Origin of the sequence: Saccharomonospora sp. CUA-673 (assembly GCF_001942305.1) — a bacterium.
Classification (GTDB): Bacteria; Actinomycetota; Actinomycetes; order Mycobacteriales; family Pseudonocardiaceae; genus Prauserella.
The window spans coordinates 14,866-27,343 of the sequence record NZ_MKKE01000007.1; the positions used below are offsets into that span (position 1 = coordinate 14,866).

General features: G+C 71.0%; 6 protein-coding genes, 1 tRNA gene and 2 pseudogenes. 4 read left to right on the forward strand and 5 right to left on the reverse strand.

The genetic code is table 11. The annotated features are described in order from the left end of the window. Positions 1-77 precede the first annotated feature (77 nt). On the forward strand, positions 78-1,445 hold the full coding sequence (gene radA, locus BJF85_RS04165) for a DNA repair protein RadA (RefSeq protein WP_075845846.1): 1,368 nt from the start codon (positions 78-80) through the stop codon (positions 1,443-1,445). Positions 1,446-1,648: 203 nt separating this feature from the next. Here radA and otsB read toward each other — a convergent pair. The 3 genes and pseudogenes from otsB to BJF85_RS04180 form a co-directional block, all read right to left on the reverse strand. Next, positions 1,649-4,179, reverse strand: a pseudogene (gene otsB / locus BJF85_RS04170) (trehalose-phosphatase). 147 nt (positions 4,180-4,326) lie between these two features. Then, positions 4,327-5,774: pseudogene (locus BJF85_RS04175) on the reverse strand (trehalose-6-phosphate synthase). Positions 5,775-5,868: 94 nt separating this feature from the next. Further along, entirely contained in the window at positions 5,869-7,407 is a 1,539-nt protein-coding gene (locus tag BJF85_RS04180) for a threonine/serine exporter ThrE family protein (protein ID WP_075845847.1), read from the reverse strand. A 273-nt stretch (positions 7,408-7,680) separates the two neighbouring features. Between BJF85_RS04180 and BJF85_RS04185 the strand changes: the two genes are divergently transcribed. The 3 genes from BJF85_RS04185 (at position 7,681) to BJF85_RS04195 (ending at position 10,394) form a co-directional block, all read left to right on the forward strand. After that, positions 7,681-7,753: transfer RNA gene (locus BJF85_RS04185), tRNA-Thr, on the forward strand. Between the two features lie 169 nt (positions 7,754-7,922). Further along, positions 7,923-9,554 carry an amidohydrolase gene (locus tag BJF85_RS04190; protein WP_075845848.1) on the forward strand — a complete coding sequence of 544 codons (1,632 nt, stop codon included), beginning with the start codon at positions 7,923-7,925 and terminating at the stop codon, positions 9,552-9,554. A gap of 120 nt (positions 9,555-9,674) precedes the next feature. Beyond that, positions 9,675-10,394, forward strand: coding sequence for an SIS domain-containing protein (locus BJF85_RS04195; RefSeq protein ID WP_075845849.1), 720 nt, complete (start codon positions 9,675-9,677; stop codon positions 10,392-10,394). A gap of 63 nt (positions 10,395-10,457) precedes the next feature. Here BJF85_RS04195 and BJF85_RS04200 read toward each other — a convergent pair whose 3' ends face one another. Both BJF85_RS04200 and BJF85_RS04205 read right to left on the reverse strand, forming a co-directional pair. Then, the gene (locus BJF85_RS04200) at positions 10,458-10,781 is read right to left on the reverse strand and encodes an STAS domain-containing protein (RefSeq protein ID WP_075845850.1); all 324 of its coding nucleotides are present in this window, start codon (positions 10,779-10,781) and stop codon (positions 10,458-10,460) included. Further along, a complete protein-coding gene (locus tag BJF85_RS04205) occupies positions 10,762-12,378 on the reverse strand; it encodes a SpoIIE family protein phosphatase (RefSeq protein WP_075845851.1) in 1,617 nt (538 codons plus the stop codon). The genes BJF85_RS04200 and BJF85_RS04205 overlap by 20 nt, the downstream gene beginning before the upstream one ends. Between the last annotated feature and the right edge of the window lie 100 nt (positions 12,379-12,478).

The following is a 12,478-nucleotide window of genomic DNA, read 5'->3' on the forward strand; positions in this document are numbered from 1 at the left end:
CGGCCACCGAATTGGGTGTCCGCGTGGGGCGCCTCACCCTGCGTGGAACTGTCGGGGTCTGCCGATACGGTCCGTGCGTGGCCAAGAAGACGTCGAGTACCTACCGCTGCGCCGAATGCGGCAACGAGGTCGCGAAGTGGGTCGGTCGCTGCCCGGAATGTCAGGCGTGGGGCACGATCGAGGAGCGCGGGGACGCGCGTCCGCAGGTCGCACGCGTGGCCGCAGGTGCGCCGAGTGCGCCCGCCCGTCCGATCGGGCAGGTCGACGTCGAATCCGCCCGCGCCGACGCCACCGGGGTGTCCGAACTCGACCGTGTGCTCGGCGGCGGGCTGGTGCCCGGGGTCGTCGTGCTGTTGGCCGGCGAGCCGGGGGTCGGCAAGTCGACCCTGCTGCTCGAGGTCGCCCACCGCTGGGCCGCGCGCGGCGGCGCGCCCTCCCTGTACGTCACCGGTGAGGAATCGGCCGGACAGGTGCGGCTGCGCGCCGAACGCACCGGCAACGTCGACGACGCGATGTACCTCGCCGCCGAGAGCGACCTGTCGGCCCTGCTCGGTCACGTGGACGACGTCAAACCCGGACTGGTCATCGTGGACTCGGTCCAGACCATGTCGTCGCCGCAGGTCGACGGCAGCCCCGGCGGCGTCACGCAGGTCCGCGCCGTCACCGCGGCGCTCGTCGCGCTGGCCAAGGAACGCGGACTGCCGGTGGTGCTCGTCGGGCACGTCACCAAGGAGGGCTCGGTCGCGGGCCCGCGCGTGCTGGAGCACCTCGTCGACGTCGTCCTGCACTTCGAGGGCGACCGCCACTCCACGCTGCGCATGGTCCGCGGCGTCAAGAACAGGTTCGGACCGGCCGACGAGATCGGCTGCTTCGAACTGCGCGACGACGGCATCGTGGGCGTGCCCGACCCGTCCGGACTGTTCGTCAACCGGCACGCCGAGGCGGTGCCCGGCACCGCCGTGACCGTGACCGTCGAGGGCAAACGGCCGCTGCTGGCCGAGGTGCAGGCCCTCGTCGGCAAGTCCTACCTCAACCAGCCGCGCCGGGCGGTCAGCGGACTCGACTCGTCCCGGCTGAGCATGGTGCTGGCCGTGCTGGAGAAACGCGGCGGCGTACAGCTGGGCGACAAGGACGTCTACGCCGCGACCGTCGGCGGGATGAAGGTGACCGAACCGGCCGTCGACCTGGCCGCGGCACTCGCCGTCTCGTCGGCGTTCACCGACCAGGCGCTGTCGCCGAAGCTCGTGGCCATCGGCGAGGTCGGCCTCGCCGGCGAGGTGCGCCGCGTGACGGGCGTCGGGCGGCGGCTCGGCGAGGCCGTGCGCATGGGCTTCACCCACGCCCTGGTGCCGCCCGACCCCGGGCCGTTGCCGGACGGGATCAAGGCACTCGAGGTCGCGGACCTGGCCAGCGCCGTGCACGCGGTCGGCTACGTGCCCGGCTGAACAGCGAACGGGCTACCCGGAACCTGCCTCGGGCGAAAGGGGCGAGGTTCCTGGTAGCCGGCCGGGGCGCCCCCGACGCGCGTCCCGGCCGGCTACATCGACGGGACGTACCGACCGGGACGTGCTGGTGCATATTCGGCGCATTTGTGACGTGAATCACTTCGATGGGTGAGGTTCGGACGCGCCGAACCTCACCCGGGTGCTCACTTGGCGGCGAGCAGCCGCGCGCAGCGGATCAGGCCGATGTGCGAGTAGGCCTGCGGGTGGTTGCCGAGCGAACGCTCCGCCACCGGGTCGTACTGCTCGGGCAGCAGACCCGTCGGCCCCGCGGCGTCGACGAGCTGGTCGAACAGCTCCTCGGCCTCGGTGCGCCGGCCCGTGAGCAGGTACGCCTCGATCAGCCACGCGGCGCACAGGTGGAAACCGCCCTCGCCGCCGGGCAGGCCGTCGTCGCGGTGGTAGCGGTACACGGTCGCACCGCTGCGCAGCTCCGCCTCGATCGCCGTGACGGTCGACTGGAACCGCTCGTCCTGCGGGTCGAGCAGGCCCGCGAGACCGACGAACAGCGACGCCGCGTCCAGGTCGGTGCCGTCGTAGGCCGTCGTGAACGCCTGCACCTCGGAGTTCCAGCCGTGCTCGAGTACGTCGGCCGCGATGGTGTCGCGCAGCTCGGTCCAGCCCGCCGGGATCTCCCGGCCGTAGACCTCGCCGAGGCGGATGGCCAGGTGCAGCGTCTGCCAGCCCATGACCCGCGAGTACACGCGGTGCCGCGGGACGTGCCGCTCCTCCCAGATGCCGTGGTCGGCCTCGTCCCAGCGGCGGCTGACGGCCTCGGCCATCGCGCGCACCATCTGCCAGTCCTCGTCGCGCAGGTCGCCGCGGGCCTCCGCGAGCGTCATGACGAGCTCGACGACCGGGCCGAACACGTCGAGCTGGACCTGGTGGTTGGCCAGGTTGCCGACCCGCACCGGACGCGAGCCCTGATAGCCGGGCAGCGAGTCGATCACGGCCTCGGCGCCGAGCTGCGTGCCGGCGAGGGTGTACAGCGGGTGCAGCCGCTCCGGGCCCGCGAGCGTCGACAGCACGCCGTGCAGCCAGCCGAGGAACGCCTCCGCCTCGTCGAGCGAGCCGAGCGTGACGAGCTCCCGCATCGTCATCGCGCCGTCGCGGATCCAGCAGTAGCGGTAGTCCCAGTTGCGGACGCCGCCGATCTCCTCCGGCAGCGACGTCGTCGCGGCGGCCATCACGGCGCCGGTCTCGGCGTCGATGAGGCCGCGCAGCGTCAGCGCCGAGCGGGCGACCATCTCCGGTTCGACGCCGGGCAGCTTGAGCCTGCTCGCCCATGCGCTCCAGTACTCGCCCGCGTGCACGCGGCGGTCCAGTTCGGGCAGCTCGTGCGGGTTGAGGTCGTTGCTGCCGCAGCGCAGTTCCAGCACGACGGGCTTGTCGGGGGCAGGCTGCACGTGGGCGGTCGCCGTGTCGTGCAGGCCGTCGCTGGTGATCTCCCACGTCACCCCGGGGGCGCGCAGCGCGATCGGCTCGGACGTGCCGATCACCTGCAGGCCGTTCTCGTGCGCCACGAGCCGGACGGGCACGCCGCCGAACTCGGGCCGCGGTGCGAAGACCACCTCGGCCTCGGCCTCGCCCGAGATCACGCGCACGATGTCGGTGCAGTGGGCGGGCGACTCGGACTCCATGTAGTCGGTGACCAGCAGTCGCGACCAGCGCGTCTCCACGGTCATCGTGTTCGGCAGGTAGCGCTGCCCCAGCGGGAGTCCGTTGCGGTGCGGGTGGATCGAGAAGTGGCCCGCGCCCTCGCCGCCGAGCAGGTCGGCGAACACGGCCGCCGCGTCGGGCCCGGGGTGCGAGAGCCACGTCAGCTTCGCGTCCGGGGTCACGAGCGCGACCGAACGCGCCGAGGCCAGCATCGACAGCCGCTCGATGGGCGGCGCCTGCTCGCCGTAGAGCCAGTTGCGCCGCTCCTCCAGCAGGAACGCCAGCACCCGGGCGACCTGCTCGGTGTCGGTGACGCGGTACTGCGCGAGGCTGTCGCCCTCGCCGACCTTGATGCCCAGGTCCGGACCGGTCAGCTGCTCGAACGCCTTCTCGTCGGTGACGTCGTCGCCGATGAAGAACGCCGCCGTCGACCCGGCCTGGTGGCGCAGGGTGCCCAGGGCGCTGCCCTTGTTGGTCTGCACGACCGACAGCTCGACGACCTCCTTGCCGTCGGTGGTCGACACCCCGTCCCACGTGCACGGTCCATTGTGGACCTCATCGACGATGCGGGCGGCGTCCGCGCGGGAGGCGCGGCGCACGTGCACCGCGATGCTCGCCGGCTTGACCTCGAGCGCCGCGCCCTCGGTGCCCTCGACGATCCGCTCGAGCTCGGCCTCGATGCGGCCGTGCAGCTCGCGGGCCGTGCCGTCGAGCTCGTGCACGAACCCGATGTCGAACTCCGAGCCGTGGCTGCCCACCAGGTGCACCTCGGCGGCAGTCTCGACAGGGTCGCCAGATCGCGCAGCGCACGACCCGAGATCACGGCCGTGGTCGTCTCGTGCAGCGCCGCGAGGGAGCGCAGCGCGCCGACCGACTCGGCGAGCGGACGCGCCTCGTCCGGCTTCTCGGTGATGGGCGCCAGTGTGCCGTCGTAGTCGCAAGCGACCAGCAGCCGCGGCGTCCTGGCGATCTGCACGATCGCGCGCCGCAGTTCAGCCGGCAAAGCCTCGGCCGTCAACACTGTCTCCTTCAGGAGTTTCGCGGGTGAATTCTCGCTGGGGCGGGCATTACTCGTTTGTGTCGAGCCCGGCTGGCCGGTGCCCGAATGCTGGGGTGAGTGCTGTCGTAGGGCCCCAGTGCGTCGTGCGCACTCGCGGCAGAGTACTCAGGAAGTCGGCCCGGCCCCGAGGGCCTCGAGGAACGAGCGCGCCCACCTGTCGACGTCGTGCGTCAGAACCTGACGGCGCAAGGCGCGCATCCGTCGGCGACCTTCCGCGGGGTCGAGCTTAATAGCCTGTTCGAGGGCGTTTTTCACCCCGTCCAGGTCGTGCGGGTTCACCAGGAAAGCGCTGCTCAACTCGGCCGCGGCGCCCGCGAACTCGGACAGCACGAGCGAACCGCCGAGGTCGTGCCGGGCGGCGACGTACTCCTTGCAGACGAGGTTCATGCCGTCCCGCAGCGGTGTCACGACCATGACGTCGGCGGCCGCGAACAGGGCCGCGAGCTCCTTGCGATCCACCGACTGGTGCAGGTAGTGCAGCACCGTGTGACCCACGCGCCCGAACTCGCCGTTGATGCGCCCGACCATCTGCTCGATGTCGACGCGCATCTGCTGGTAGTGCTCGACGCGCTCGCGGCTCGGGGTGGCCAGCTGGATGAACGTGACGTCGCCCGGTTCGACCCGGCCCTCCTGCAGCAGCTCGTGGAAGGCCTGCAGCCGCAGGTCGATGCCCTTGGTGTAGTCGAGCCGGTCGATGCCGAGCAGGATCTTCTTCGGACTGCCCAGCTCCTCGCGCACCTGCGCGGCGCGCTCGCCGACGGCCTTCGTCCTGGCGAGCTTGTCCAGGCTCGTCGCGTCGATCGAGATGGGGAACGCGCCGACGCGCACGGTGCGGTCGCCGACCTGCACCATGCCGGGCCGCGAACGCACACCCACCGAACCCCTGCTCGGTTCGAGGCCGATCAGCTGCCGCGCCAGCCACAGGAAGTTCTGCGCGCCACCCGGTCGGTGGAAGCCGACGAGGTCGGCGCCGATCAGCCCGCGCACGATCTCCGCGCGCACGGCAGCTGCATGAACAGCTCGACCGGGGGGAACGGGATGTGCAGGAAGAACCCGATCCGCAGGTCGGGCCGCAGCTCACGGAGCATCGTCGGCACGAGCTGGAGTTGGTAGTCCTGCACCCACACCGTGGCGCCCTCGGCGGCCACGGCCGCGCTGGCCTCGGCGAACCGCTTGTTGACCCGCACGTAGGCGTCCCACCAGCCGCGATCGAAGATCGGCCGCGCGACGACGTCGTGGTACAGCGGCCACAACGTGGCGTTGGAGAAGCCCTCGTAGTAGTCGCGGACCTCGGCCGACGTCAACGCCACCGGGTGCAGGACCATCCCGTCGTCGCTGAACTCGTCGACCTCGACGTCGGGCACGCCTGGCCAACCGACCCACGCGCCGTTGCGGGCGCGGAGGAACGGCTCCAGCGCCGACACCAGGCCACCGGGGCTCTGGGTCCAGCGCTGGGTGCCGTCCTCCGCGCGCTCGAGGTCGACGGGGAGCCGGTTGGCCACGACGACGAACTCGGCGTCCCCGCGTGATGTCGCCGGCTTCGTGGGTTCCATGGACACTCAGTGACCTCCCGGGACGCTGCGGGTGTTTCGCCCTTGCGGGCATCGTCGACCGTCTGGCTCCGCCGAAACATTAGCGCGGCTACGGCTATTCCGGGCTCCCGCCGGGATTCAGCGGTCCGGCCATGCGGGGCCCGGCGAGCTTGCGTTCCAGCCTGCCGAGCCCGGTGCGCACCGGTTGGGCGAGGAACTCGCCGAACACCACGCCCGCGGCGAGCGCGATACCGGTCGCCACGGCACCCATCAACGGCGTCAGGTTGCCGAAGTCCGCCAGTTCCGACAGGCCGCGGTACGTCGCGAAACCGGGCAGCAGGGGAGTGATGCCCGAGACGGCGACGACCAGCGGAGTCACCTTCAGCCTCCGCGCCATGACCCCGCCGCCGAACCCGACCACGGTGGCCGCGACCGCCGACGACGTGATCGCGCCGAGGTCGATCACCATGAGCGTGCCGTAGGCCGCCGCGCCCACGGCACCCGCGCACGCTGCGACCAGCAGCGGCCGCAGGCTCGCGTAGCAGGCCAGGGCGAAGCAGGCCGCCGCACCGGTGCCCGCGAGGACGATCATCGGCAGGTTCTGCACGTCCAACGCGGGTACGGAGGGCACCGGGGTGCGCTCCGAACCGAGGTACTCGGCCAGTTGGATACCGCCGGCCACGCCGGTGATCAGACCCGCCGACATCAGCGCGACCTCGAGACTTCGTCCGGCCGCGGTCACGTAGTACCCGGTGATGGCGTCCTGCACCGCAGACACGGTCGACAGTCCGGACAGCAACACCGTCAACGCCGCAGCCACGACCAGCGTCGGCCGTTCCAGGGGCAGGATGTCGAGGTTCACGACGCCGATCGCCGCCGACGAGGCAAGCACGCCACCGACGACCTGCTGGAAGAAGAACGGCATGTTCGCCCGGTTGAGCATCCGGCCGACCCGGTCGATCGCCGCACTGATCACGAACGCGACCAACGCCGTCCAGCCGTCACCGCCGAGCAGCAACGAGATCGAACCGGCCATGCCGCCCCACGCGAGGGTCGAGACCCACCGCGGGTACGGGTGGCCCGCGTCGGTGACGCGGTGCAGTTCGGCGTACGCCTCCTCGGCACTGAGCTTGTTGCGGAGCAGCTTCTGCACGAGCCGTTCGGTGGCCGACAGCCGCGTGTAGTCGAGGCTGCGGGAGCGCACGACGCGCAGCGCGGTCACCGGCGACAGGTCGCTGCCCCGGTGACACGACACGGTGATCGACGTGAAGATCACGTCGACCTCACAGTGGGGAAGGCCGAGCGCGCGGGTCAGCGCGAGGATCGTCGCGGTGACGTCCTGGGCGCCTGCTCCGCTGGCCATCTGGACCTCGCCGATCCGCACCACGAGGTCCAGGACGAGGTGGACGGTCGCCTCGTCGGGAAGCTGGGGGCCCATCGCCGCGTCGGTCTCGACGGCCGGGTGTTCACCGGTGGGGGCCTCGAGGATCTGCCACGCCCGCTGGCGCAGGTTGCTGCTGCGCTGCTGTTGCTGGCGAGAACTGCGTTTGCCGTCCTGCTTGGTGTCGTTCTTGCGATCCTCGGACGGCGCTTCGAGGATCTGCCACGCGTGCCGGCGATTCGCCGCCGCCCTCGCACGCGGCTTCAGCTTCATACGGCCCCACCTCCCTAGCTGCTCATTGGTGCCCCCGTGGAATCGCCGCGTGAGGCCGCGCCGTTGCACCCCCGTTGCTGTGTCGTCCGACACGTTTCAGCCACGTTTCCGCGACGCCGGTTGCGCTCCTCCCAACGTACGCCCGTGTCGTCGTTATCGCAGGTGGGAGCATGTAAAGCGGGTGTGGGGGACGGGAAGTCCGGGAGTCGCGCCCTGCGCGTGATGTTCGCCCCTATACTGGGTCCGCGACGTCGCCGATGCGGCGGACGCAATGCCGGCATAGCTCAGTTGGTAGAGCAGCTGTCTTGTAAACAGCAGGTCGCGGGTTCGAGTCCTGTTGCCGGCTCCGAAATCACCGTGTCAGCACCCCACGTCGCGGTGTTGGCATCCCACGTCACCGTCTTGGCATCCCACGTCGCGGTGTTGGCACAACACGGCGACGCCAACTGCTGACACGGCGACGCAGGATGCTGACACGGCGGACGGGGTGCGTTTCGCGCTCTACGCTGTCGGGCATGTTGGATCTGCTGCTGCGCGACGTGCGCGCTCTGACGTTGGACCCCGCCCACCCGCGTGCGCACACGATCGGCGTGTTGGGCGGGCGGATCGTGGGGTTGGACGAGGACGTCGCGGGCCTGCCCGCGCGGCACGTGGTCGACGGCGGCGGCGCGGTCGTCACGCCCGGATTCTCCGACGCCCACAACCACATGGTCTGGTACGGCCTCTCGCTCGCCGAGACGGATCTGTCGACGATCTCCTCGCCGCAGGAGCTGTACGACACCGTCGCCGCCGAGGCCGCGAAGCTGCCCGCCGACGGCTGGGTGATCGGATCGGGCTACGACGACTTCGCACTGGGCGGGCATCCCGACCGGGCCGAGCTCGACCGCGCGGGCGGCGGGCGTCCCGTGTGGCTCAAGCACCGCTCGGCCCACATGGCCACGGTCAACACGAAGATCCTCGAACTCACCGGCGTGCTCGACGGTTCGGCGGCCGTGCCGGAGGGCGGCGTCGTCGAACGCGACGCAGCCGGCGCGCCCACCGGCCTGCTCGCCGAACAGGCCCAGCAGCTCGTGGACCGCCTGGTCAAGCCGTACCCGGTGGGCGACCTCGCGGACGCGATCACGCGCGCGTCCGCGGTGTACGCCGCCGAGGGCCTGACGCACGTCACCGAGGCGGGTATCGGCGGCGGGTGGATCGGGCACAGCCCGGCGGAGGCGGCCGCCTACCAGCTCGCACGAGCCCGCGGCGACCTGAAGCAGCGCGTCGAGCTGATGCCCGCGCGCGAGGTGCTGCACGAGGTCGACGAGGCCTACGGCCTGGACCTGGGCATTCGCACCGGGTTCGGCGACGACTTCCTCCGCATCGGCCCGATGAAGATCTTCACCGACGGTGCGCTGTCGAGCCGCACGGCCGCGGTCACCGAACCGTTCTGCAACCACGGTGACGCCGAGGCACACGGCGTGCTCGGTGACGACCCCGACGTGCTGCGGCGCGCGATCCTGGCGGCGCACCACGGCGGCTGGCGCGTCGCGGCCCACGCGATCGGCGACCGCGCGATCGACCTGACCCTCGACATCTTCGAGCAGGCGCAGCGCGAACTGCCGCGACCGGGCGTGCGCCACCGCATCGAACACGCCGCGATGACCCGGCCCGATCAGCTGGCGCGCCTGAAGGCGCTCGACGTCGTGCCCGTGCCGCAGGCGCGGTTCCTGTACGAGATCGGCGACACGATCGCCGACGCCATCGGCCAGGAACGTCTGCCGTGGGTGTACCGCCACAAGTCCTTTGTGGACGCCGGCGTTCGGGTTCCGGCGAGCTCCGACCGGCCGTGCGTCTCGGCCGGTGCGCCGCTGCTGGGCATGCGGTCGATGATCGAACGGACCACCAAGAGCGGGGCCGTCATCGGCGCCGACGAGTGTGTCGACGCCGAGACGGCGCTGCGCGCCTTCACCGTCGACGCCGCGTACGCCGCCGGGCAGGAGCACGTGCGGGGGACCCTCGCCGCGGGCATGTTCGCCGACCTCGTCCTGCTCGACGACGACCCCACCGAGGTTCCGAGCGCGAAGCTCGGTGACCTCGAGGTGCAGGCGACAGTCGTCGCGGGCAGGGCGATCCACGGCGCGGAGCGGTTCGGCCTACCCGCCTGAACCCGCGCTACACGCCCGCGGCGGCGAATGAGAGAAAGTCGACATGCCACGTGCGGGGGACGTGCCTGGGTGGGCCGGTGGTGCGAACCTAACGTCGCTGGCGAACGCTGGAGGTGCGCGATGAGGGAAGCCGTGCGCGGACTGCTCGACGCGGTGGACAGCCGGTCCGCCGACATCGAGCGCGCGGGCACGACGTTGCTGGACTGTGTCGACGCGGGCGGGGTCATCCACACCGCGGGCGCGGGACATTCCGTGGCGATGGTGTGCGAGACGTTCTACCGGGCGGGCGGCCTCGCGGCCGTGCGGCCGCTGTGGGACCCGGAGGTCGTCCCGCTCGACGGCGCGTTGCGCAGCACCGCGGCCGAACGCGAGATGGGCCGTGGCAAGGCGCTGGTGGACGGCGTCGCGCCGGCCGCCCCCGACGTCGTCGTCGTGTTCTCCACGAGCGGGCGCAATCCGTACCCGGTCGAGATCGCGCAGGAGTCCGCCGCACGCGGTGTTCCGGTGATCGCCGTCACGTCGTTGGCGGCGTCGGCGGGTGCCACGGACCGTTCCGGTTCGAAGGTCGCCGACCACGCCGACATCGTGCTCGACACCGGTGTCCCGCCCGGCGACGCGGTGCACCCGGACGGCGAGCCGCGGACGTCCGCGGTCTCGACGATCCTCGGCGCCTACACGTGGTCGACGTTGCTGGCCGAACTGCACCGGCAGGCGGCCGAACGCGGCAGCGTCCTTCCACTGTGGACGAGCGCGAACGTGCCGGGCGGCGACGAGCGCAACGCCGAGCTGTTCGCCCGCTACTCCGATCGCATCCCGGAACTGACCGCGGGACTGGGCTGAGAAGGGGCTGAGAACCCCGGGCCGCCCAGAATCCAGGACGCTGAATCCCGGGCGTTCGGGGTGTTACGGCTTCAGGTCGGCGACCGAGTCGAAACCGGCCAGCTCCACGATGCGCCGTGCGGGCGTGCCGTGGTCGACCAGCACGGACAGTTCGGTCTGCAGCAGCTGGAGCCGGTCGGCGAGGGCGAACAGGATCCGCAGGCCCGAGCTGTCCAAGTAGGACACTGCGTTGAGGTCGAGTCGCACGAGCACCAGGTCGTTCGCGATGGCGCGGTAGAGCTCGTCCCGCACCTGCTCGACATTCGACAGATCGATCTCGCCGCTCACGGTGATGTCGAGGGTGCGGGGCTCGTCCGCCGCGCGGGCCTCAACGTGCGCCGTGGTCATCGCTCGCTCCGAGTGTCCTGCGCAGCCGGACCGTGGTGCCGGCGTCGTCGTGGTCGATCTGGAGTTCGTCGGTCAATTCCCGCATCAACTGTGTTCCTCTGCCGCGGCCCATGCCTCGTGGCGAACGCCACCGTCCTTCGTCGCGGATGGTTCCCTCAATCTGCTCATTCGATGCCGAAAGCCGCAACTCGAGCTTGCCGCCGAGCGGCCCGTAGGCGTGCTCGATGACGTTGGCCCCGGCCTCGCCCACCACGACCAGCAGGTCGGCGACGTCGTCCTCGGTCGCGCCGACGGTGGGCAGCCAGCGGCGCAATGCGGCGCGCAGTTCGGCCAACGATTCGGGAAGCGCGTCGAGCGTGAGAGCCAGCTCGAGCTGCTCCTCCACGGGTCGCCTGCGGACGGCCAGCATCGCGATGTCGTCGTCGGTGGGGTCCTCGCCCACGAGGGTGAGCATCACGTCGGAGCACAGCCGCTCCGCCGGGCCCGACCGCACGGTGTCGCGCAGCACCTCGAGGCCGTCGTCGAGGTGCCGCCGTCTGCGTTCGACCAGGCCGTCGGTGTAGAACAGCACGCTCGTGCCCGGTGCGACGTCGACCCGGGTCGTGCGGCGTTGCCGCGGAACGGCCCCGGCGCCGACGGGCGGGTCGATGGGGAGGTCGAGCAGTTGGGCGACGCCGCTTTCCGGTGCTACCACCGGATTGAGATGCCCCGCGAGCGAGATGTGCATACGCCCCAGTGACGGTTCCCACATCGCGTACGCGACGGTGGCCATCATCTCCGACTCGAAATGCCGTATGTGGCGGTCGAGTTTCGTGAGCACCTCGGCCGGGTCGGCGGAGTCGAGGGCGTACGAGCGCATCGCCGTCCGCAGTCGCGACATGACGGCCGCGGCGGGCAGGCCCCTGCCGACGACGTCGCCGATCGCGGCGCACAGCCAACCGGTGGGGAGCCGGAATACGTCGTACCAATCGCCGCCGATGCCGCCCGCCTCGCCGGGAGCATAGCGGGCGGCGAGCTCCAAACCCGGAATCTCGGGCAGTTTTCCGGGTAGCAGCGTGCGCTGCAGCGCCGAGGCGGCGACACGGTCGGCATTGGTGATCCGGTTCTGGGCGGCCAGCGCGATCCGGTCCGCCGCGACGCGGAGCAGTTCGATGTCCTGGTCGGTGAAGGCACGTTCGGTGAGCGTTCCGACGTGCAGCACGCCGAGCAGCCGGTCGCCGGCGATCAGCGGGACGCCCGCGAGGGCGCGAATGCCGCGGTGCCAGAGGATCGGGTTGACCACCGTCGTCTCGTCCACCCGGCGGAGCACGAGAGGCTGCCGGGTCTCGGCGATGGCGCCGGCGAAGCCCTCGCCGATGCGTACCCTGCTGCCCTGGCGGACCTCCTCCTCGATGCCGGCCGCGCTGGCCGCGACGAGCTGCTGTCCGCTGGCATCCAGGAGCAGAACGGTCGCGGTGTCGGCGTCGAGGAGGTCGCGAACCCGCCCCAGGACCTCCTCCAGCAGCCGTTCGACATCCAGGTGGGCGAGCTCGGCATCGGTGACCACCTCGATTCGGTGGAGTCGATCGGTGGGGCTACCCGAATCGAACTTCGGCATACGTTTCAGGTTAACGCTCCGGCGGTGTCGGAGCAGGACTGAATCCGTGTGTGGACGCGGATATTCCGCTCGGTTACGTAAGTCGTGTACTGCATGTAGA